The following is a 21,073-nucleotide window of genomic DNA, read 5'->3' as shown; positions in this document are numbered from 1 at the left end:
TGGCGAAGCTCAATTTGGCGAAGCTCAATCATGGCCGCCCTTTGCAGCGTCGGTATCGCCGGCCTGCCTTCGCCAAGCGATGCGCAGGGGCTGCCGGGCGCCGAAGCCGTCTATGCCTCGGCGCCGCCGCGCCTGCTCCAGATCCGCACGCTCGTGGCCGATGCCGGCCGCCAGACCTCGACAGGATCCGGCTTTCTGGTCTCGGCCGACGGGCTCGCGGTCACGAACTATCACGTCGTCTCGGATGCAGCGCTCGAGCCGAAGACGTACCGGCTCGAATATACCGGAGCGGATGGCACGCAGGGCGGCGTCACGTTGCTTGCCGTCGACCTGCCCAACGATCTCGCGCTCGTTCGCGTCGACAAGCAGAACGCGCCGTTCTTCTCGTTCGACAAGGCCGCGCTCGACGGCAGCCTGCCGAAAGGCGAGCGGCTGTATTCGCTCGGCAACCCGCTCGACCTCGGCTTCACCATCATCGAGGGCACCTATAACGGCCTCGTCGAGCACAGCTACAACGATCACATCCATTTCACCGGCGCGCTCAATCCCGGCATGAGCGGCGGTCCGGCGGTCAATGCGCAAGGCCAGGTGGTCGGCGTCAACGTCGCCACGCGCCGCGGCGGCCAGCTCATCAGCTTCCTGGTGCCCGCGCGCTTTGCGGCCGCGCTGCTGGCGCGCGGCCAGGATGCCAGGCCGGCGGCGGCCGATCTGCGCAAGGACGTGATCGCGCAGCTTACGAGCTGGCGTGGAGCGCTCTACAAGTCGCTGGGCGAGGAGGGCTTCCGCGACCGCGTGTTCGGGCCCTATCAGGCGCCGGAGACGCGCGCGGGGTGGTTCGAATGCTGGGCGAGCACCAATGCCAGCGCGTCGCCGAAGCCGCGCGCCAGCATCAATTCGACCAGTTGCAAGGCCGAGGCCAGCGTCTATGTCGCCTCCGACCTCAACACCGGCGTGGTCGAGGTCAGCCACTCCTACGCGAAATCGATCGACCTCAATCAATTCCAGTTCGCGACCGTGCTGACGCAGCTCGCGCAGCCACGACTCACCCAGGGCGGCTCGTTCCGCAAATGGTACACGCCGCAGCATTGCCATGCCGATTTCGTCGGCGTGACGCCGGCGGCCGCTCATCCGCCGCTGCGCGTGCTGTGGTGCGCGCAGGGCTATCGCGAGTTCGACGGCCTCTATGATGTCGTGCTGGTCGCGGTGACGCAGGATCATGCCGACGAGGCGCTGGTGTCGCGGCTGAACCTGCAGGCGATCGCTTATGACGACGCCTTGCGCCTCGGCAAGAGCTTCCTCGAACGCCTGCAGGTCGCACGATGATCTGGATCGAGATCCTCTCCAAGCATCGCGACGTCGCCGGCCGCTTCCGTGTCGATGCCGCCGAGATCAGCATCGGCCGCGGCTACGACAATCACGTCATTCTCGACGATCCCTATGTCGCCGCGCGCCATGTGCGAATTTTCCGCGACGGCGAGGGGCGCCTGGTCGCCGAGGATCTCGGCAGCGCCAACGGCCTCTTTCTCGATCGCGGCAAGAGCCGGAAGCCGCAGCTCGTTCTCGACGGCACCAAGCCGATCCGGATCGGCCAGACGCTGCTTCGGATCCGCGACGCCGGCCATGCCGTCGAGCCGGAGCGGCTCGCGGGCTCCGAACGCGGGGCGCTGCCGATCATCGCCGCGATCGCCCTCGGCGTCGTCCTGCTCGCAATCAACGCGGTGATGACCTGGTTTGCGCAGACCTCCGAGGCGCATCTGTCCGATTATCTCGTGCCGACCGTCACGATGATCGGGGTGGTCGTCGCATGGGTTGGCGTCTGGGCGCTGCTGGCGCGGTTGTTTTCCGGCCGCTCGCATTTTCTGCGCCACCTCCTGATCGCGCAGGCGGGTCTGATCGCGTTCTGGGTCTACAGCGAGTTCGCCCAGATTGCCTCGTTCGCCCTGACCTGGACCGCTGTCTTCACCTACGGCTACCTCGTCTCGTGGATCGTTCTCGCCGCGACCTGCTTGCTGCATCTGCGTGAGGTCGGACGCAGCCATATGCTCGCCAAGGGCGTGGTGGTCGGCCTTCTGCTGGTGGTCGCGATCGCGATCCAGACCGTGCAGCGGTCGGAGGCGCTGGCGAATTCCGGCCGTCCCAATGTGAGCCACGTGCTGATGCCGCCGTCCCTGCGCCTGGTTCCGGTGCAGGACGAGCAGACCTTCTTCGAAGACGCCGCGCGGCTGAGGGCGAAGCTCGATGCGGACCGCGCCGCGCTGGCGCCGGCCGGTGTGGAGCGCTGATCACAGTTCCATTGTCTTTGCTCCCCGAGATTGAAAGTTCCCTGGTTCCCGTCATAGCCTTGAAGCCCGGGTTTCTACGGGGAGGGGGCGATGAACAGGCGAGCGCTGCTGGGACTGGGAACGGCATTTCTGGTATCAGGATGCCTGACAGGCAAGGAAGGCACCGAATACGCCGTGGTGTCACAGAAGATCGGGGCGCCGCGTCCCGGGCAGTCCCGCATCATCATCATGAGCTTGAAGGATGCCTGGCTGGACAGGACCACGTGCGACGCCAAGGTCGACGGCGTCGCGCTGAGCCGCCTGATCCCCGGGACCTATGTCTACATCGACCGGCCGGCCGGTCCGCACCACCTCGTCGCCACCCAGACCCTGTTCCCGGGCGACTCGGTGCTCGATTTCAACACCGAACCGGGGCGGACCTATTTCTTCTCGATCAGGCCCAGCGACCGGTCCAGGGCGATGCAGGGCGGCGGCATGGCGTTCGGTCTGCTCGGCATGGGCGTGATGGCCGCGGCCTCGTCCGGCGCCGACAACAAGGGCCCGGTCGACTTCGTTCCGCTCCAGGAGGGCCAGGCCCGGACGGCGATGGCCGAGCTTCTGCAGGCGGAATGAGCCCATTTTCCTTGCGTTGCGCCAAAATCCGGCTATATAGCGCGCCATCTCACACGGAAACTTGGCTCTCCTAGAGGGCGTCCGGTGGCAAGCCGGGCCTTGATGGCCCGTTTTTGCTCACGCGTTTCCGGAGGAATCAACCGGAGAATATCCAATGGCGCTGCCTGAATTCACGATGCGCCAGCTGCTCGAAGCTGGCGTTCACTTTGGTCACCAGTCTCACCGCTGGAATCCGAAAATGGCCGATTTCATTTTCGGAGCCCGCAACAACATCCACATCATCGACCTCGCCCAGACCGTGCCGATGCTGCACACGGCGCTGCAGGCCGTCAGCGACACCGTCGCCAAGGGCGGCCGCATCCTGTTCGTCGGCACCAAGCGTCAGGCACAGGACAACGTGGCCGACGCAGCCAAGCGCTGCGCCCAGTACTTCGTCAATTCGCGCTGGCTCGGCGGCACGCTGACCAACTGGAAGACGATCTCGGCCTCGATCAAGCGCCTGCGCCATCTCGACGAGGTGCTGTCCTCGGGCGAAGCCAACTCCTACACCAAGAAGGAGCGCCTGACCCTGCAGCGCGAGCGCGACAAGCTCGACCGCTCGCTCGGCGGCATCAAGGACATGGGCGGTCTGCCCGACATGATCTTCGTGATCGACACCAACAAGGAAGACATCGCGATCCAGGAGGCCCAGCGCCTCAAGATCCCGGTGGCCGCGATCGTCGACACCAATTGCGACCCGAAGGGCATCACCTATGTCGTGCCCGGCAATGACGACGCCGGCCGCGCCATTTCGCTGTACTGCGACCTGATCGCGCGCGCCGCCATTGACGGCATCTCGCGCGCGCAGGGCGAGCTCGGGATCGATGTCGGCGCCTCGGCGGCTCCGCTCGAGGAGGATCTTCCGGCTGCGTCCGCTTCGACGTTCCAGGGGTTGCCTGGTCCGCGCGGCACGGCCGACGACCTCAAGAAGCTCACCGGCGTGTCCGGTGCGATCGAGAAGAAGCTCAACGACCTCGGCATCTTCCACTACTGGCAGCTCGCCGAGCTCAACCACGACACCGCGCACCAGATCGGCGAAGAGGTCGGTCTCCCGAGCCGGGCCGATGCCTGGGTCGCGCAGGCCAAGTCGCTCGCCGACGCGTAAGACGACACAACACCATTCTGGCCGGCGTCGCACGCCGGCCATCGCGACTGAGATAGGTTTTCCTGGCAGCGGGCGGCGGCGAGCCATCCGCTGCGTCGCGCTTTGGACAGGCAAAAGGACGTTCAACAATGGCGAATATCACCGCAGCGATGGTGAAGGACCTGCGCGAGTCGACCGGCGCGGGCATGATGGACTGCAAGGCCGCGCTCACCGAGAACGGCGGCGACATGCAGGCCGCGCAGGATTGGCTGCGCAAGAAGGGCCTGTCGAAGGCCGCCAAGAAGGCCGGCCGCGTTGCGGCTGAAGGCCTGATCGGCGCGCTGACCTCGGGCAAGAAGGGCGTGGTCGTGGAGGTCAACTCCGAGACCGACTTCGTCGCGCGCAACGAGCACTTCCAGGGCCTGGTCAAGATGATCGCCCAGGTCGCGCTCGACGTCGGCGCCGACGTGGAGAAGATCAAGGCCGCCAAGGTCGGCAGCATCACGGTCGAGGCCGCGATTGCCGATTCGATCGCCACCATCGGTGAGAACCAGACGCTGCGCCGCGCGGCCTCGCTCGAAGTGAGCGAAGGCGTCGTGTCGAGCTACGTCCATGGCGCCGTCATCGAAGGCGCCGGCAAGCTCGGCGTCATCGTCGCGCTGGAGTCGCCCGGCAAGACCGACGAGCTCGCCGTGCTCGGCCGTCAGCTCGCGATGCATGTCGCCGCGGCCAACCCGCAGGCGATCGATGCGGCGGGTCTCGATCCCGAGCTCGTCAAGCGCGAGAAGGACGTGCTCGCCGACAAGTATCGTCAGCAGGGCAAGCCGGAGAACGTGATCGAGAAGATCGTCGAGTCCGGCCTGAAGACCTACTACAAGGAAGTCACCCTGCTCGAGCAGGCCTTCATCCACGACAGCGGCAAGTCGGTCGCGCAGGCGCTGAAGGAAGCCGAAGGCAAGGTCGGCGGTCCGATCAAGGTCGCCGGTTTCGTCCGCTATGCCCTCGGTGAGGGCATCGAGAAGGAAGAGACCGACTTCGCGGCCGAAGTCGCCGCTGCGAGCGGCAAGAAGTAACGACTGGGCACAGTCACGATCCGGCGCGGCGTTCGCGCCGGATATCAACGCGCGGGATAGGAGAGCATTGGCACATGGCTGAGCCGGTCTATCGTCGCGTCGTGGTCAAGCTGTCCGGCGAGTATCTCGCGGGCCCTCATTCCTTCGGCATCGACCAGCCGACCGTCGATCGGATCGCCGACGACCTCATCGCAGCGCAGAAGCTCGGCATCGAGATCGCCGTCGTGGTCGGCGGCGGCAACATGGTGCGCGGCGTCGAGGTCTCGTCGCAGGGCGTGTCGCGTCCGACCGGCGACACCATGGGCATGCTCGCCACCGTCATGAACTGCCTGGCGCTGGAAGCCGCCATCCAGCGCAAGGGCACCCCGGCGCAGGCGCTCTCGGCGTTCGTCATGCCGGAAGTGTGCGAGCTGTTCACGCGCGCTGCGGCGCACAAGTCGCTGGCCGAGGGACGTATCGTCGTGCTCGGGGGCGGCACCGGCAATCCCTATTTCACGACTGACACCACGGCGGTCTTGCGGGCCGCCGAGATCGGCGCCCAGGCCGTGCTGAAGGCTACGAACGTCGACGGCGTCTACAGCGCCGATCCCAAGAAGGATCCGGCCGCCAAGCGCTTCGACCGGCTGACGCATTCGCAGGCCATCGAAGGCGGCTACAAGGTCATGGACGCGACCGCATTCGCCCTTGCCCGGGAAACATCGCTGCCTATCATTGTGTTCTCCATTGCCGAACCGGGCTCGATCGGCGCGATGTTGCGGGGCGAAGGGCGCGGTACCATCGTCGCGGGGTGAGCCGCGGCGCCGCTGGCGGCCGGTGTTGGACCGGCTTCGAGCCTGCGGTAGAAGCGTAAGCGAGACAGGCATTCGTCCGGGAGTCGCCCAAGTCCGACCGCAGGCCTTTCGAGGCCCGGCAGAGCCGGCCGCAGGCCCCCCGGATTGCAGAAAGGAAAGCGTGATGAGCACGGGCAATTTCGACCTCAACGAACTGAAGCGCCGCATGCAGGGCGCGACCCAGGCGCTGAAGCACGAGCTCGGCGGCCTGCGCACCGGCCGCGCCTCGGCATCGATGGTGGAGCCGGTCCAGGTCGAGGCCTACGGCTCGCACATGCCGCTCAACCAGCTCGCGACCGTCTCCGTGCCCGAGCCGCGGCTGCTCTCGGTGCAGGTCTGGGACCGCTCCATGGTCAAGGCCGTCGAGAAGGCGATCGTCGATTCCAACCTCGGCCTGTCGCCCGCGACCGAAGGCCAGGTGATCCGGCTGCGCATTCCCGAGCTCAACCAGGAGCGGCGCAAGGAGCTGGTCAAGGTCGCGCACAAATATGCGGAAGCTGCCCGTGTCGCCGTGCGTCACGTGCGCCGCGACGGTCTCGATACGCTGAAGAAGCTCGAGAAGAATCACGAGATGTCCGAGGACGATCAGGAGCGCTTCGCCGGCGACGTGCAGAAGGCGACCGACAGCGTGATCTCCGAGATCGACCAGTTGCTGGCGGCGAAGGAAAAGGAAATCCTCACCGTCTGAAGGATGCGCTTGATGTCGAAAGCCGCGGCCCCGGTGACGGAGGCGCCGGACCGGTCCGACGCACCGGCCCATGTTGCCATCATCATGGATGGCAATGGCCGCTGGGCTGCGGCCCGCGGGCTGCCGCGCGCGGAAGGGCATCGCCGCGGCGTCGAGGCGTTGCGCCGCGTGGTGCGTGCCTCGCATGAGCTCGGCATCCGCTATCTCACCATCTTCTCGTTCTCGTCCGAGAACTGGTCGCGTCCGGCCAGCGAGATCGGCGACCTGTTCGGCCTGTTGCGCCGCTTCATCCGCAACGATCTCGCGACCCTGCATCGCGACGGCGTGCGTGTCAGGGTGATCGGCGAGCGCGACGGGCTCGAGCCCGACATCTGCGCGCTTCTCAGCGAAGCCGAGGATCTCACCCGGGGCAACACCAAGCTGACGCTGGTGGTTGCCTTCAACTACGGCTCGCGCCAGGAGATCGCGCGCGCGGCGCAGCGGCTGGCGCGCGAGGTCGCCGAGGGTCGGCGCGATCCGGCGTCGATCGATGCCGATGCCATCGGCGCCCATCTCGATGCGCCCGACATTCCCGATCCCGACCTCATCATCCGCACCAGCGGCGAGCAGCGGCTGTCCAACTTCCTGATGTGGCAGGCCGCCTATAGCGAGCTGGTGTTCGTGCCGATCCATTGGCCCGACTTCGATAAGGCGGCGCTTGAGGGTGCGATCGCCGAGTTCGGCCGGCGTGAACGCCGCTTCGGCGGCCTCGCGGCGAAAACCGCCTCGTGACCAAACCGGATACCGCAGCCGTGGGAGACGCCGCCAACGCCGCGCAGCGCAACGAGGGTGCGCAACCCACAAAGGCTGCGGCCAGCAATCTAGTGATGCGGGTCGCGGCAGCGCTGGTGCTGGTGCCGCTGGCGCTCGGCGCCGCCTATGTCGGCGGCATGTTCTGGACCGCACTGGTCACGGTGGTCGCGGTCGGCCTGTATCTCGAATGGTTGATGGTGGTAGGCGAGATCCGCACCGCCAGCGTCGGCACGGCCGGGGCCCTGGCCATCGGCATTGCCGGCGTCTGCTGCGCCTATGGCTTGATCGACTTCGCCGTCGTCGTGCTCGGGCTCGGTCTGGCCGCCGCTACGGCGCTTGCTGCGGGGCGTCGCACCTGGGTGGCCGCCGGCTTCGCCTATGCGTCGGCGGCCGAGCTCGGCTCGGTGCTGGTGCGCTTCGATGCCGCCGAGGGATGGCACGCGCTGGTGCTGGTGTTTCTCGTCGTCTGGGCCAGCGATATCGGCGGCTATGTTGCCGGCCGCAGCATCGGCGGGCCGAAGCTCGCGCCGCGGATCAGCCCGAACAAGACCTGGGCCGGCGCAGTCGGCGGCTTCGTCGCCAGCCTCGTCGCCGCGGCCGCCTGGTCGATGGCCGGCGCCGGCGGACTGGTGACGACGCTCATGCTGGCCGCGACGCTGTCGGTGGTCTCGCAGCTCGGCGACCTCGCCGAATCTGCGGTGAAGCGGCACTTCGGGGTCAAGGACTCCAGTCACATCATTCCCGGCCATGGCGGCCTGTTGGATCGCCTGGACGGCTATGTCGCGGCCATCGTCGTCGCCGCATTGCTCGGTTTGCTGCGCGGCGGCCTCGATGGGGTCGGCCGCGGTCTTCTGGTTTGGTGACCGTCGGCGCAGCCGACCGGTCGATAATGTTTGGTGAGAACATGAGCGCAGTGCCATTGCGGAACAACAAGGCCGGTGTCGCGGAGATGCGCAGCGTCACCGTGCTCGGCGCCACCGGCTCGATCGGCGATTCGACCATGGACCTCGTGCGCGGCGCGCCGGAGCGCTACCGCGTCGAGGCGCTGACCGGCAACAGCAACGTCCAGGGCCTGGTGAAGCTGGCCCGAGAGTTCAACCCGCGCTTCGTGGCGGTGGCCGATCCGGCCGGCCTCGACGAGCTGCGCGATGCGCTGGCCGGCACCGGGATCGAATGCGGGGCAGGGGAGAGCGCCATCATCGAGGCGGCAGCCCGTCCCGCCGACTGGGTCATGGCCGCCGTCTCCGGCGCCGCCGGCCTCAAGCCGGCGCTCGCCGCAGTGGACCGCGGCGCGACCGTGGCGCTCGCCAACAAGGAATGCCTGGTCTGTGCCGGCGATTTCTTCATGGAGCGGGCCGCCCGGGCCGGCGCTTGCATCCTGCCGGCCGATTCGGAGCACAACGCGCTGTTCCAGGCGCTGTCCTCGGGCAATCGCGAGGAGCTGGTGCGGGTGATCATCACCGCCTCTGGCGGCCCGTTCCGCACCTGGGCGCCGGCCGATATCGAGCAGGCGACCCTGGCCCAGGCGCTGAAGCATCCGAACTGGAGCATGGGCCAGAAGATCACGATCGATTCGGCCTCGATGATGAACAAGGGCCTCGAGGTGATCGAGGCGTCCTACCTGTTCGCGCTGGCGCCAGACGAGATCGACGTGCTGGTGCATCCACAGTCGATCGTCCACGGCATGGTCGAGTTCTCGGACCGGTCAGTGGTGGCGCAGCTCGGCGCGCCGGACATGCGGATTCCGATCGCCCATTGCCTAGGTTGGCCGGAGCGCATCAAGGGTCCGTCGGCCCGACTCGATCTCGCCAAGATCGGCACGCTGACCTTCGAGGCCCCGGACTTCGAGCGGTTCCCCGGTCTGCGGCTGGCCTACGATTCGCTGCGCACCGGGCGCGGCGCGACGACGGTGTTCAATGCCGCCAACGAGGTCGCCGTCGCGGCCTTCATCGGCGGCCACATCCGCTTTGGTGCGATCGCCCGCCTGGTCGAGGCGACCCTCGAGAGCTGGACGCGCTCAGGTAATTTGGCACCTCTGACGTCCGCGGACGACGCCATCGCCATTGACCATGATGCGCGAAAAAGGGCCGCGGGCCTCTTGCCTCAAATCGCCGCAAAAGCATCTTAACGGGTTGGATGGGCCGCTGGCCCGTCGGGAAGGTCATCGATGTCCGAATTTTTCCACCATATCTTCAATACCTTGAGCCACGGCCTTCTCGGCTACATCGTCCCGTTCCTGTTCGTGCTGACGATCGTGGTGTTTTTCCACGAGCTCGGCCATTTCCTGATCGCACGCTGGGCCGGCGTGAAGGTGTTGACGTTTTCGCTCGGATTTGGCCCAGAACTGATCGGTTTCAACGACCGCCACAACACGCGCTGGAAGATCTCGGCGATCCCGCTCGGCGGTTACGTGAAGTTCTTCGGCGACGAATCCGAGGCCTCGACGCCATCGGCCGAGGCGCTTGCCAAGATGACGGCCGAGGAGCGCGCCGACAGCTTTCACCACAAGACCGTCGGCCAGCGCGCCGCGATCGTCGCGGCCGGCCCGATCGCCAACTTCATCCTGGCGGTCATCATCTTCGCCGGCATGGCGCTGTATTTCGGCAAGCCGAACACGACCCCGCGGGTCGACGCCGTTCAGCCGGACAGCGTCGCGGCCGCCGCCGGCTTCAAGGACGGTGACGTCATTGCCGCCATCGACGGCCGGTCGATCGAGACCTTCGCCGACATGCAGCGCGTCGTCTCGGTCAGCGCCGGCACGGAATTGTCCTTCCTGGTCAAGCGGGACGGCACGGAACTCACCCTCAAGGCGACGCCGGCGCTCAAGGAGGTCAAGGACCTGTTCGGCAACAGCCACCGGATCGGCGTGCTCGGCATCCAGTACAACGCCAAGCCGGACGAATCGCGGTCGATCCCGGTCGGGTTCCTCGAATCGATCAAGATCGGCTTCGAGCAGGTCTGGTTCATCATCTCCACGACCTTCAAGTTCATCGCCTCGCTGTTCGCGGGCGCCGGGAGTGCCGGCGACGTCGGCGGTCCGATCCGAATCGCTCAACTCTCGGGACAGGCGGCCAGCCTCGGCTTCCAGTTCGTTGTGCAGCTGTGCGCGACGCTGTCGGTCTCGATCGGGCTGCTGAACCTGTTCCCGGTTCCGCTGCTCGATGGCGGACACCTGTTGTTCTACGGGGTCGAGGCCGTCCGCGGCCGGCCGCTGTCGGAGCGGGCGCAGGAGATGGGGTTCCGAATCGGCCTCGGGCTGGTCCTCATGCTCATGGTCTTTGCAACCTATAACGATATCCTTCACCTCGCCGGGTCCTGAGCGCGGCTTTTTTACGACGTGGCCGTTAGGCAACGTTTTGAAACGAATTTGAAAATTCAGAGAGATCCGGCGTTTGCCGTCGGGTCCAAATTGGCTACAAGCGAACGACAAATGGGAATCTGTCGGGTTCGTAGGGGTACGGAACCGGCAACGGAATATAAGGGCGCGTAGCGCATGAAGTTCGGATTGCGGGTGCGGGGGGGCTTGGCGGCCGCCTTTATCATGTTCGCCGGACCGGTGGCTTTGCCGCTGGCGAGCGTGGTTCTTTCGTCGCCAGCTGCGGCGCAGACGGTCAACTCGATCGAAGTGGTCGGCAACCGCCGTGTCGAGCTGGAGACCATCCGCTCGTACTTCAAGCCGGGCCCCGGCGGGACGCTCGACGCCGGCCGGGTCGATGACGGCCTCAAGGCGCTGATCGAGACCGGCCTGTTCTCGGACGTGAAGATCAACCGCCAGGGTGGGCGGCTGATCGTGACCGTCGTCGAGAATCCGGTGATCGGCCGCGTCGCCTTCGAAGGCAACAAGAAGGTCAAGGACGAGCAGCTCCAGGCGGAAGTGCAGTCGAAGCCGCGCGGCACGCTCTCGCGCCCGATGGTGCAGTCCGACGCCCAGCGCATTGCGGAGATCTACCGCCGTTCGGGCCGTTACGACGTGCGCGTCACGCCGGAGATGATCGAGCAGCCGAACAACCGCGTCGACCTGATCTTCACGATCGAGGAAGGCGCCAAGACCGGCGTGAAGTCGATCGAGTTCGTCGGCAACAACGCCTTCTCGTCCTATCGCCTCAAGGACGTCATCAAGACCCGCGAGACCAACCTCCTGAGCTTCCTGGGCTCGGGCGACGTCTACGATCCGGACCGTGTCGAGGCCGATCGCGACCTGATTCGCCGCTTCTACCTGAAGAACGGTTATGCCGACGTGCAGGTCGTGGCCGCGCTCAGCGAGTACGATCCGGAGCGCAAGGGCTTCCTCGTGACCTTCAAGATCGAAGAAGGCCAGCAGTACCGGGTCGGTTCGGTCGACTTCCAGTCGTCGATCGCGACGCTCGACGGCAACACGCTGCGCGGCTATTCGCGCGTCAGCGTCGGCTCGCTCTATAATGTCGAGAACATCGAGAAATCGGTCGAGGAGATGCAGATCGAGGCCTCGCGGCGCGGCTACGCGTTCGCGGTGGTCCGCCCGCGCGGTGATCGCAACTTCGAGGCCCACACCGTGTCGGTCGTGTTCGCCATCGACGAGGGCCCGCGCACCTATATCGAGCGCATCAACATTCGCGGCAACACCCGCACCCGCGACTACGTCATTCGCCGCGAGTTCGACATCTCCGAGGGCGACGCCTACAACCGCGCCCTGGTGGACCGTGCCGAGCGCCGCCTGAAGAACCTCGACTTCTTCAAGGACGTGAAGATCGTCACCGAGCCAGGCTCGTCGAGCGACCGGGTGGTCCTGAACGTCAACCTGGAAGAGAAATCCACCGGCGACTTCTCGATCTCCGGCGGCTATTCGACCACGGACGGCGCGCTGGCCGAGGTCTCGATCTCCGAGCGCAACTTCCTCGGCCGCGGCCTGTTCGCCAAGGCGTCTGTGACCTACGGCCAGTTCGCCCGCGGTTACTCGCTGTCCTTCGTCGAGCCGTATCTGCTCGACTACCGGGTTGCGCTGGGCCTCGACCTGTATCAGCGCCAGCAGCTCGCCAACAACTTCATCTCCTACGGCACCAAGACGCTCGGCTTCAGCCCGCGCCTCGGCTTCCAGCTGCGTGAAGACCTGTCGCTGCAGCTGCGCTACTCGATCTACCGCCAGGAGATCTCGCTGCCGGCGACGCTCTCGAACTGTAACAACGGCGGTGGCGGCAGCCCGCTGCCCTTCAATCCGACACCGGCGTTCATCAACGCCAATCCCGGCAACGCGCAGGCTGCGGCGATCGGTGCGGCGACCGGTGGCCTCGGGTGCTTCTCTGATGGCGAGGCCTCGCTGCCGGTCCGCCAGGAGCTGGCGAAGGGCGCGACGCTGACCTCGGCGCTCGGCTATACGCTGAACTACAACACGCTCGACAACACCAAGAACCCGACCGACGGCCTCTTGGTCGACTTCAAGCAGGACTTTGCGGGTGTTGGCGGCGACGTGTCGTACCTGAAGACCGCCTTCGATGCGAAGTACTTCACCCCGCTGGTGTCGGACATCGTCAGCATCGTCCACCTCCAGGGCGGCATCCTGAACAAGATCGGCAACACGCAGTTGCGCATGCTCGATCACTTCCAGATGGGTCCGAACCTGGTTCGTGGTTTCGCCCCGAACGGCATTGGTCCGCGTGACATCAATCCGTTCGGCACGCAGGATGCGCTGGGCGGCACCAAGTACTGGGGCGCTTCGCTCGAATTGCAGATGCCGTTCTGGTTCCTGCCTAAGGAGACGGGTCTGAAGGGCGCGATCTACGCTGATGCAGGCGGTCTGTCGGGTTATCAGGGTCCGACGGGTTGGGATTTGACAAACGAAGTCAATCGAGCCCCTTGCACCCCGCCGTCGCGCAATCCGAACAACGCCGGCACCTGCCTGGGCCTGCAGTTCAGCGACCAGAATACGGTCCGGACGTCGGTCGGTGTGGGTCTGGTGTGGGCATCGCCGTTCGGTCCGCTGCGCTTCGACTACGCGATCCCGCTCACCAAGGGTCAGTTCGACCGGACGCAGGAATTCCGGTTCGGCGGCGGTACGTCGTTCTGAGCCTGGGCCGATCGAATCCGGGTTGGCGTCGACCAACCCCGCCGGTGTAAGAGATGGGAGCTCGGTTCCGGGACACCGGAGCCGGGCTCTGACTTTTTGTCCTGAGAGTACGACTTGTCCCGAGAGTACGACGGAATGGCCCAGCCGACCTTCTTCCAATCGCCGCCGCCCACGACGCTGGCGGCGATCGCAGCCGCCGCCAAGGCGACCCTGGTCGACCCGTCCCGCGGCGAGCAGGTGATCAAGGGACTGGCGTCGCTCGACGAGGCCGGCCCGATGCATCTGGCGTTCTTCGACAACCTCAAATACGCCGACCAGCTCGCCGGGACCAAGGCGGGCGCCTGCCTGGTCAGTCCGCGATTCGAGGCGCGCGTGCCGTCCCATGTCGCGGTGGTCAGGGCCAATCAGCCGTTCCGCGCCTTCGTGCAGCTTGCGCGTGAGTTCCATGCCGACGCACTCCGGCCGCAACCCTGGTTCGGCGACGACGGAATTTCGCCCCAAGCCATCATCGATCCCACCGCGCGGCTGGAGGACGGCGTCGTCGTCGAGCCGCTGGCGGTGATCGGCGCCCATGTCGAGATCGGCTCGGGGACGATCGTTGGTGCGGGTGCGGTGATCGGCCCCCACGTCAAGATCGGTCGCGACTGCAATGTCGGCGCCCGCACCGTCATTCAGTGCGCGCTGATCGGCAATGACGTCCTGATCCATCCCGGCTGCAGCATCGGCCAGGACGGCTACGGCTTCATCTTCTTCGGCGCGGATGGGCACACCAAGGTGCCGCAGACCGGGCGGGTGCTGATCCAGAACCACGTCGAGGTCGGCGCCGGCACGACGATCGATCGTGGCAGCCTGCGCGACACGGTCATCGGCGAGGGCACCAAGATCGACAACCAGGTGCAGATTGGCCACAATGTCACAATCGGGCGGCATTGCCTGCTGGCGGCCCAGATCGGGCTGGCAGGCAGCCTCACGATCGGCGACAACGTCGCGCTTGGAGCGAAAGTCGGTATCAACAATCACCTGACGATCGGCGATGGTGCCCAAGTGACCGCGATGAGCGGCGTCAAGGACGACATTCCGCCGAACGGCCGGTGGGGCGGCTTCTTCGCCAAGCCGACCAAGCAGTGGTTCCGCGAGATCGTCGCCGTGGAACGGCTGGTGCGCGATCAGACGGCGGCGAACAGGGACGAGGGGCGGGAGTGATGGACGAGTCACCCATCAGGTTTGCGGACATCGACATCAACGAGATTCTGAAGACGCTGCCGCACCGTAACCCGTTTCTCCTGATCGACCGCGTGAAGAACATCCGGGCCGACTACAGCGGCATCGGCGTCAAGAACGTCTCGTTCAACGAGCCGTGCTTCCAGGGTCATTTCCCGGAGCGGCCGGTCTATCCGGGCGTGCTGATGATCGAGGGCATGGCGCAGACGGCGGGCGTGATCGGCATCAAGTCGGTCGAGGGCACGGAAAAGCCGCGCGCGGTGTATTTCCTCACCATCGACAAGTGCAAGTTCCGGAAGCCCGTGCTGCCCGGCCAGACCATCGAGTACCACATGCGCTCGATTGGCCGGCGCAAGACGATGTGGTGGTTCCACGGCGATGCCAAGGTCGACGGCGTCGTCGTCGCCGAGGCCGATGTCGGCGCGATGCTGACCGACTGACGGACTGGTAGAAAGTTGATTGCGTCGAAATGAGCAAGATTGATCCCACCGCACGCGTCGAGGATGGCGCCGTCATCGGTGAGGGGACCGTGATCGGTCCTTACTGCATCGTCGGCCCCAACGTCGTGATCGGGGCCAACTGCAAGCTGATCAGCCACGTCCAGATCATGGGCCACACCACGCTCGGCGATGACAACGTGATCTCGCCCTTCGTCGTGCTCGGCGGCGCGCCGCAGGATCTCAGCTATCGCGGCGAGCCGCATCGGCTCGAGATCGGCTCCGGCTGCACCTTCCGCGAAGGCGTGACGATGAACATCGGCACCACCAAGGGCGGCGGTCTCACCAAGGTCGGCAATGCCGGCTTCTTCATGAACAACGCCCATGTCGCCCACGATTGCGTGGTCGGCGACAACGTCATCTTCGCAACCTCGGCCACACTTGGCGGCCATGTCGAGGTCGGTGATGCCGTCTACATCGGCGGCCTGTCCGCGGTGCATCAGTTCACCCGCATCGGCCACGGCGTGATGGTCGGCGGCGTCTGCGGCGTACGCGGCGATATCATTCCGTATGGCCTCGCCAACGGCCAGTATGCCGCGCTCGAAGGTCTCAACGTCATTGGCATGAAGCGCCGCAAGTTCACCCGTGAGCGCCTCGCCACGGTGCGGGCGTTCTATCAGAAACTGTTCCACGGCCCCGGCGTGTTCGCCGAGCGGCTGGCGGCCGTGCGGCCAATGGCCGGCGAGGATCCCGCCATCGCCGAAATCCTCGCCTTCATCGATGGCGGCCGACATCGCGCCTTGTGCCTGCCCGAGATCGGCAGGCCGGCCATCGAGCCGTAGCGCCATGGCGCCCGCCGCCGACACCTCTCCGCCGATCGGCATGATCGCCGCGGGCGGGGTGCTGCCTTTCGCGGTCGCCGACGCCATCGTCGCGCGCGGCCAGACGCCGGTGCTGTTCGCCCTGAAGGGCATCTGCGATCCAAAGCCGCTGGCGCGCTTCCGGCATCACTGGATCGGCCTCGGGCAGCTCGGCAATGCCCTGAAGCTGCTGAAGGCCGAGGGCGTCCGCGATCTCATGTTCATCGGCAATCTCGTTCGTCCGGCCGTGTCGGAGATCCGCTTCGACTGGGGCACGCTGCGCGAGCTGCCCTACATCTGGTCGGCCTTTCGCGGCGGTGACGATCATCTGCTGTCCGGCGTCGGCCGCATCTTCGAGCGCCACGGCTTTCACATGATCGGCGTCAAGGACGTCGCCCCCAATCTGCTCGTGCCCGAAGGGCGGCTGACCCGGAGCGGGCCCACCGATCTGGTGACCGGAGACATCGCCAAAGGAATGTCCGTGCTGCGCGCCATGGCGCCGTTCGATGTCGGGCAGGCCGTGGTGGTGATCGATGGCCACGTCGTTGCGCTGGAGGATATCGAGGGCACCGACGGGCTGCTGGCCCGCGTGGCACGTCTGCGCGCCGATCGCCGCATTCGTGCTGCCGCCGGGCGCGGCGTGCTGGTGAAGGCGCCCAAGGCCGGCCAGGATCTCCGCTACGACCTGCCGACCATCGGGCCGCGCACCGTCGAGGGGCTTTCAGCCGCGGGTCTCGCCGGAGTCGCCGTGGCTGCCGCCTATACCCTGCTCGCCGATCCCCAGGAGACGGTGGCTGCCGCCGACCGGGCAGGCGTGTTCATCACGGGTGTCACGGCGTGACGTTCCGGCCTCCGGCAGGCCCGGCGATGCGCAGGATCTGCCTGGTCGCGACCGAAGAGTCCGGTGATCGCCTCGGCGCCAGCCTGATGAAGGTGCTGCGCCAGCAGCTCGGCGACGGCGTCGAGTTCTCCGGCGTCGGCGGTCGCGGCATGACACGCGAGGGGCTGGTCTCGATGTTTCCGATCGAGGAGCTCTCGATCGTCGGCTTTACGGCGGTGCTGAAGCAGCTGCCGAAGATCCTGCGCCTGATCCGCGGCACGGCGGATGCGATCGTTGCAGCTCAGCCCGACGTGCTCGTGATCATCGACAGCCCGGATTTCACCCAGCGGGTGGCGAAGAAGGTTCGTGCCCGCGACGCCACGATTCCGATCGTGAACTACGTCGCCCCCACCGTGTGGGCGTGGCGGCCAGGCCGTGCCAGGGCGATGCGCGGCTATGTCGATCATGTGCTGGGGCTGCTGCCGTTCGAGCCGGAGGCGTTCCGCAGGCTCGGCGGCCCGCCCTGCACCTATGTCGGCCATCCCCTGATCGAGCAGCTTGCAACGCTCCGGCCGAATGCGGCCGAGCAGCAGCGTCGCGACGCCAAGCCCCCGGTTCTTCTCGTGCTGCCGGGGAGCCGGCGCAGCGAGGTCGCGCGTCACATCGCCGTGTTCGGTGAGACGCTGGCGCGGTTGCGTGCGCAGGACGTCGCGTTCGAGGCCGTGGTGCCCACCACGCCGCATCTCGAAGCGGCGGTGAGGGCAGGGGTAGCGAACTGGGAGGTCGCGCCGCAGATCGTCACCGCCGAGGCCGAGAAGCGGGCCGCTTTCAGGAGCGCCCATGCAGCGCTTGCGAAGTCGGGCACCGTGACGCTGGAGCTCGCGATTTCCGGCGTGCCGATGGTCACGGCCTACCGGGTCGGCGAGGTCGAAGCCTTCATCCTGCGACGGCTCATCAAGGTGCAATCCGTGATCCTCGCCAATCTCGTGATCGGCGACAACGTCATCCCGGAATTCCTGCAGGAAGCCTGCACCGCCGACAATCTCGCGCCCGTGCTGGCGGATCTGTTGAGCAACGGCCCGATCCGCGCGCGTCAGGTCGAGGCGTTCAATCGCCTCGACGCCATCATGTCGACCGGCGCATCGTCACCGAGCATGCGCGCCGCCGACATCGTGCTGGAGACGATGCGCGGGGGACGGGCAGGGAACTAATCAGGTCGAGTCCGAGCTACAGTCTAAGCGCCGCGAGAGGTGTAAAACGATGGTCGACCAAGACGATCTCCCCTGGGAGGGACAATGCGCCGATGCCGCGTACACGTTCGCATTGCGACGCGCGGAATGGTCTGCGCGAAACCCTCACAGTTTGCCTGGGCCGCTGAACGAGATCATCGGCACCTTGATGACAGAGCTATGGGACCGGAATTTCAGCCAAACTGACATCCGTGTGGCCTTCGACGCAGCCGTGCGAGGTATGCCGCGTTACGCCGCGGGATCAGAGCGACGCAGCCCGACGTCCACAAGGTTGGCGACCGACGATTGGCGTGCCGCCGAAGGATAGGCGATGAGTCCAGCGGACTCGCCGACAGAACGCGCCGCGCGACGGTGGGCCTGCTGCCGCCTTGCGGCGACCGCTTTGCCCACCTACGGCGGCTCGCCAAGTCGCTCACTTCAACTGCTCCACAAGAAAGCTGGTCGTTCGTGTGAGCGCGTCCGTTGCCTTGGACACTTTTAACGGGCTGTCGCGGCTCAATCGGCAGTCGGCCTTTGTTCCGCGGCTCGAAGCTCTACGAGTGCACCATTCGCACGAGGTCTTTTCCGAGCTGTTCCAAGCTCAGAAACAAATTTGAGGCTTCGGCCAAAAAAACGAAAAGGAATGCATGCACCAGATACATGCGGTTGCCGAGAGTAACGAGCATACGTTCGATGACGACGCGCGGATATGAAGGCCTGGTGAAAAGCACGACGAATGCTACGCCAAGGACCAGCGAGCCGATCACGTCGCTTGGATAGTGAAACGCAAAGGCGACCCTGGATAGCGCAACGACGACGGTCGCCCAAAGAAAGCAAAGCCATCCAGCCCATCTGTTCTCGATGAACACCACCGTCGCGAGGCCGAAGAACAACGTCGCGGTGTCGCTGGGAAACGAACTCTGGCGGTCCCAGCTCCAGGGTACGGCGACGGAGTTCACATGAAGCGCCGGGTCCAGGAGAGGACGCGTGTGGACAAAGACGTGAAACTGGAGCCAGACAGACAGCATCGTCGCCAAGCAGACTCCGAACAGTCCTGCCAGCATACGACTCCGGCGCTTTGCACAATCGTCCACGAACCACAGCGCGACAAGCGAGCCGAATATCGGAATTCCTCTGAACAGGGAATTGGTCGCAAGCTCATAGAGACCGGCATGCGTTCCGGCGAGCGCGTTTATTCCAAGCAACAGGTCCTGATCCAAATTGCCAGTCATCTCCTTAGCCAAGCCTAAATATAACTGCGGGACAGCCATCCCTCGCAGACTGCGTCAATCGGCAGCAAGCAGAACATGCGCTTTTGGTTAACCCTGCCGCCCGCGGCGTCGTCGTATGCCCGGTCCCACATGATCATGTCTCCAGCATCAGCTCGAGACGGTCCTCGTCGAGAGGCTACGCCGTCCCCCCGTCTTGCTGATCGGTTCGCCGATCGACGGTTGGGACTGCCGCGTTGCCGATCTTTGCGACGCATCCCAAGCTTCGGCGCAAGAGCATCCAGCCGTAACGAAAAAGGCCCATCCAGCGTGCTGGACGGGCCTTTGGTGATTTGATGTCTCGCGGCGGGCGCGATCAGCCGCGCTTGTCCATCTCGACGTAGCTGCGCGTGGTCACGCCGGTGTAGAGCTGGCGCGGACGGCCGATCTTCTGCTGCGGATCCTCGATCATCTCGCTCCACTGGCTGATCCAGCCGACGGTGCGGGCGACCGCGAACAGCACGGTGAACATGGAGACCGGGAAGCCCATCGCCTTCAGCGTGATGCCCGAGTAGAAATCGACGTTCGGGTAGAGCTTGCGGTCGATGAAGTACTGATCGCTGAGCGCGATCTTCTCCAGCTCCAGCGCGACCTTGAGCATCTGATCGTCGGCGTGGCCCGTCTCCTTGAGCACCGCGTGACACATCTTCTGCATGATCTTGGCGCGCGGATCGTAGTTCTTGTAGACGCGATGGCCGAAGCCCATCAGGCGCACGTCGCTGTTCTTGTCCTTCACCTTGGCGATGAATTCCGGAATCTTGTCGACGGTGCCGATCTCGGCCAGCATGTTCAGCGCAGCCTCGTTGGCGCCGCCGTGCGCCGGGCCCCACAGGCAGGCGATGCCGGCGGCGATGCAGGCGAACGGGTTGGCGCCCGACGAGCCGGCGATGCGCACCGTGGAGGTCGAGGCGTTCTGCTCGTGATCGGCGTGCAGGATGAAGATCTTGTCGAGCGCGTCGGCGAGCACCGGGTTCGGCTTGTACTCCTCGCACGGCACGGCGAAGCACATGTTCAGGAAGTTCTCGGCGAAGGACAGCGAGTTCTTCGGATAAACGAAGGGCTGGCCGATGGTGTATTTGTAGGCCATCGCCGCCAGCGTCGGGATCTTCGCGATCATCCGCATCGACGCGATCATGCGCTGCTTCGGATCGTTGATGTCGGTGGAGTCGTGGTAGAACGCGGCGAGCGCGCCGACCGAAGCGACCATGACCGCCATCGGATGCGCGTCGCGGCGGAAGCCGTGGAAGAAGCGCGACATCTGCTCGTGCACCATCGTGTGGTGGGTCACGCGATAGTCGAAATCCTGCTTCTGGGCCTTGGTGGGGAGCTCCCCGTACAGCAGCAGATAGCAGGTCTCCAGGAAGTCGCCCTTCTCGGCGAGCTGCTCGATCGGATATCCGCGGTATTCGAGGACGCCGGCGTCGCCGTCGATATAGGTGATCTTGGACTGGCAGCTGCCGGTCGAGGTGAAGCCGGGATCATAGGTGAACATCCCGGTCTGGGCGTAGAGCTTGCCGATGTCGATGACGTCGGGACCCACGGTGCCGCTCAGGATCGGAAGATCGAAATTCTTGTTGCCGACGGTGAGCGTCGCGGTCTTGCTTGCGGATTTTGCGTCCATCGTTTGTCCCCGATGAGATCGTTAGGCTTGGCCCTTGTTCTTTGTGAGAGATGGCAGGGCGGGTGGACTTTATCTAGTGCGGTGGCTTTGACATTCGCGTCACTGTCGCTGCCAACAGCTTAAGAAGGTCAAATCCGAAACCGTACTGGAATCTTATGCTTACTAGTGTCCTTCGGC

The 21,073-nt window shown here is 65.4% G+C and carries 19 protein-coding genes; 17 read left to right on the top strand and 2 right to left on the bottom strand.

Annotation, left to right across the window (positions count from 1 at the left end; all coding sequences use genetic code 11):
* Positions 1 to 30: 30 nt before the first annotated feature.
* The 17 genes from QX128_RS10205 (at position 31) to lpxB (ending at position 17,989) form a co-directional block, all read left to right on the top strand.
* Entirely contained in the window at positions 31 to 1,323 is a 1,293-nt protein-coding gene (locus tag QX128_RS10205; protein WP_316237392.1) for a serine protease, read from the top strand.
* Positions 1,320 to 2,282, top strand: coding sequence for an FHA domain-containing protein (locus tag QX128_RS10200; protein ID WP_315799726.1), 963 nt, complete (start codon positions 1,320 to 1,322; stop codon positions 2,280 to 2,282). Before QX128_RS10205 ends, QX128_RS10200 begins: the two co-directional genes overlap by 4 nt.
* A 90-nt stretch (positions 2,283 to 2,372) precedes the next feature.
* On the top strand, positions 2,373 to 2,894 hold the full coding sequence (locus QX128_RS10195; protein WP_316237391.1) for a hypothetical protein: 522 nt from the start codon (positions 2,373 to 2,375) through the stop codon (positions 2,892 to 2,894).
* A 154-nt stretch (positions 2,895 to 3,048) separates the two neighbouring features.
* Positions 3,049 to 4,038, top strand: a complete 990-nt coding sequence (locus QX128_RS10190; RefSeq protein ID WP_315799728.1) for a 30S ribosomal protein S2 — start codon at positions 3,049 to 3,051, stop codon at positions 4,036 to 4,038.
* Positions 4,039 to 4,166: 128 nt separating this feature from the next.
* Positions 4,167 to 5,090: a translation elongation factor Ts gene (gene tsf / locus QX128_RS10185; RefSeq protein WP_315799729.1), complete on the top strand. Its 924-nt coding sequence runs from the start codon at positions 4,167 to 4,169 to the stop codon at positions 5,088 to 5,090.
* 74 nt (positions 5,091 to 5,164) lie between these two features.
* Positions 5,165 to 5,881: a UMP kinase gene (pyrH, locus tag QX128_RS10180; RefSeq protein WP_316181314.1), complete on the top strand. Its 717-nt coding sequence runs from the start codon at positions 5,165 to 5,167 to the stop codon at positions 5,879 to 5,881.
* Positions 5,882 to 6,044: 163 nt separating this feature from the next.
* Positions 6,045 to 6,608, top strand: coding sequence for a ribosome recycling factor (gene frr, locus QX128_RS10175; RefSeq protein ID WP_315799731.1), 564 nt, complete (start codon positions 6,045 to 6,047; stop codon positions 6,606 to 6,608).
* 12 nt (positions 6,609 to 6,620) lie between these two features.
* Positions 6,621 to 7,379 (top strand): isoprenyl transferase, encoded by a 759-nt coding sequence (locus QX128_RS10170; protein ID WP_315799732.1) that lies wholly within the window; start codon positions 6,621 to 6,623, stop codon positions 7,377 to 7,379.
* Positions 7,376 to 8,263, top strand: a complete 888-nt coding sequence (locus QX128_RS10165; RefSeq protein WP_316237390.1) for a phosphatidate cytidylyltransferase — start codon at positions 7,376 to 7,378, stop codon at positions 8,261 to 8,263. Before QX128_RS10170 ends, QX128_RS10165 begins: the two co-directional genes overlap by 4 nt.
* Before the next feature lie 41 nt (positions 8,264 to 8,304).
* Positions 8,305 to 9,528, top strand: coding sequence for a 1-deoxy-D-xylulose-5-phosphate reductoisomerase (dxr, locus tag QX128_RS10160; RefSeq protein WP_316181312.1), 1,224 nt, complete (start codon positions 8,305 to 8,307; stop codon positions 9,526 to 9,528).
* Positions 9,529 to 9,567: 39 nt separating this feature from the next.
* Positions 9,568 to 10,719: an RIP metalloprotease RseP gene (gene rseP, locus QX128_RS10155; RefSeq protein WP_315799735.1), complete on the top strand. Its 1,152-nt coding sequence runs from the start codon at positions 9,568 to 9,570 to the stop codon at positions 10,717 to 10,719.
* Between the two features lie 174 nt (positions 10,720 to 10,893).
* A complete protein-coding gene (gene bamA, locus QX128_RS10150) occupies positions 10,894 to 13,440 on the top strand; it encodes an outer membrane protein assembly factor BamA (RefSeq protein WP_316181310.1) in 2,547 nt (848 codons plus the stop codon).
* 135 nt (positions 13,441 to 13,575) lie between these two features.
* Positions 13,576 to 14,643, top strand: a complete 1,068-nt coding sequence (gene lpxD, locus QX128_RS10145; RefSeq protein ID WP_316237389.1) for a UDP-3-O-(3-hydroxymyristoyl)glucosamine N-acyltransferase — start codon at positions 13,576 to 13,578, stop codon at positions 14,641 to 14,643.
* Positions 14,643 to 15,101 carry a 3-hydroxyacyl-ACP dehydratase FabZ gene (gene fabZ, locus QX128_RS10140; RefSeq protein WP_315799738.1) on the top strand — a complete coding sequence of 153 codons (459 nt, stop codon included), beginning with the start codon at positions 14,643 to 14,645 and terminating at the stop codon, positions 15,099 to 15,101. Before lpxD ends, fabZ begins: the two co-directional genes overlap by 1 nt.
* 29 nt (positions 15,102 to 15,130) lie before the next feature.
* A complete protein-coding gene (gene lpxA, locus QX128_RS10135) occupies positions 15,131 to 15,940 on the top strand; it encodes an acyl-ACP--UDP-N-acetylglucosamine O-acyltransferase (RefSeq protein ID WP_316181306.1) in 810 nt (269 codons plus the stop codon).
* A 4-nt stretch (positions 15,941 to 15,944) separates the two neighbouring features.
* Positions 15,945 to 16,799: an LpxI family protein gene (locus tag QX128_RS10130; protein WP_316181304.1), complete on the top strand. Its 855-nt coding sequence runs from the start codon at positions 15,945 to 15,947 to the stop codon at positions 16,797 to 16,799.
* 26 nt (positions 16,800 to 16,825) lie between these two features.
* Positions 16,826 to 17,989: a lipid-A-disaccharide synthase gene (gene lpxB / locus QX128_RS10125; RefSeq protein ID WP_316237388.1), complete on the top strand. Its 1,164-nt coding sequence runs from the start codon at positions 16,826 to 16,828 to the stop codon at positions 17,987 to 17,989.
* A 572-nt stretch (positions 17,990 to 18,561) separates the two neighbouring features.
* Here lpxB and QX128_RS10120 read toward each other — a convergent pair.
* On the bottom strand, positions 18,562 to 19,239 hold the full coding sequence (locus QX128_RS10120) for a phosphatase PAP2 family protein (protein ID WP_316181300.1): 678 nt from the start codon (positions 19,237 to 19,239) through the stop codon (positions 18,562 to 18,564).
* Between the two features lie 352 nt (positions 19,240 to 19,591).
* Entirely contained in the window at positions 19,592 to 20,896 is a 1,305-nt protein-coding gene (gltA, locus tag QX128_RS10115; RefSeq protein ID WP_315799743.1) for a citrate synthase, read from the bottom strand.
* Positions 20,897 to 21,073 lie beyond the last annotated feature (177 nt).

The sequence above is a fragment of the Bradyrhizobium sp. SZCCHNR1015 genome (assembly GCF_032489875.1).
Taxonomy (GTDB): Bacteria; Pseudomonadota; Alphaproteobacteria; order Rhizobiales; family Xanthobacteraceae; genus Bradyrhizobium.
This window is presented reverse-complemented; position numbering and strand designations above follow the sequence as displayed.

Excerpts from the sequence above, each read along its gene's own strand:
- QX128_RS10205 (WP_316237392.1), top strand. The coding sequence starts at position 31 with ATGGCCGCCCTTTGCAGCGTCGGTATCGCCGGCCTGCCTTCGCCAAGC.
- QX128_RS10200 (WP_315799726.1), top strand. The coding sequence starts at position 1,320 with ATGATCTGGATCGAGATCCTCTCCAAGCATCGCGACGTCGCCGGCCGC.
- QX128_RS10195 (WP_316237391.1), top strand. The coding sequence starts at position 2,373 with ATGAACAGGCGAGCGCTGCTGGGACTGGGAACGGCATTTCTGGTATCA.
- QX128_RS10190 (WP_315799728.1), top strand. The coding sequence starts at position 3,049 with ATGGCGCTGCCTGAATTCACGATGCGCCAGCTGCTCGAAGCTGGCGTT.
- tsf (WP_315799729.1), top strand. The coding sequence starts at position 4,167 with ATGGCGAATATCACCGCAGCGATGGTGAAGGACCTGCGCGAGTCGACC.
- pyrH (WP_316181314.1), top strand. The coding sequence starts at position 5,165 with ATGGCTGAGCCGGTCTATCGTCGCGTCGTGGTCAAGCTGTCCGGCGAG.
- frr (WP_315799731.1), top strand. The coding sequence starts at position 6,045 with ATGAGCACGGGCAATTTCGACCTCAACGAACTGAAGCGCCGCATGCAG.
- QX128_RS10170 (WP_315799732.1), top strand. The coding sequence starts at position 6,621 with ATGTCGAAAGCCGCGGCCCCGGTGACGGAGGCGCCGGACCGGTCCGAC.
- dxr (WP_316181312.1), top strand. The coding sequence starts at position 8,305 with ATGAGCGCAGTGCCATTGCGGAACAACAAGGCCGGTGTCGCGGAGATG.
- rseP (WP_315799735.1), top strand. The coding sequence starts at position 9,568 with ATGTCCGAATTTTTCCACCATATCTTCAATACCTTGAGCCACGGCCTT.
- bamA (WP_316181310.1), top strand. The coding sequence starts at position 10,894 with ATGAAGTTCGGATTGCGGGTGCGGGGGGGCTTGGCGGCCGCCTTTATC.
- lpxD (WP_316237389.1), top strand. The coding sequence starts at position 13,576 with ATGGCCCAGCCGACCTTCTTCCAATCGCCGCCGCCCACGACGCTGGCG.
- fabZ (WP_315799738.1), top strand. The coding sequence starts at position 14,643 with ATGGACGAGTCACCCATCAGGTTTGCGGACATCGACATCAACGAGATT.
- lpxA (WP_316181306.1), top strand. The coding sequence starts at position 15,131 with ATGAGCAAGATTGATCCCACCGCACGCGTCGAGGATGGCGCCGTCATC.
- QX128_RS10130 (WP_316181304.1), top strand. The coding sequence starts at position 15,945 with ATGGCGCCCGCCGCCGACACCTCTCCGCCGATCGGCATGATCGCCGCG.
- lpxB (WP_316237388.1), top strand. The coding sequence starts at position 16,826 with ATGCGCAGGATCTGCCTGGTCGCGACCGAAGAGTCCGGTGATCGCCTC.
- QX128_RS10120 (WP_316181300.1), bottom strand. The coding sequence starts at position 19,239 with ATGACTGGCAATTTGGATCAGGACCTGTTGCTTGGAATAAACGCGCTC.
- gltA (WP_315799743.1), bottom strand. The coding sequence starts at position 20,896 with ATGGACGCAAAATCCGCAAGCAAGACCGCGACGCTCACCGTCGGCAAC.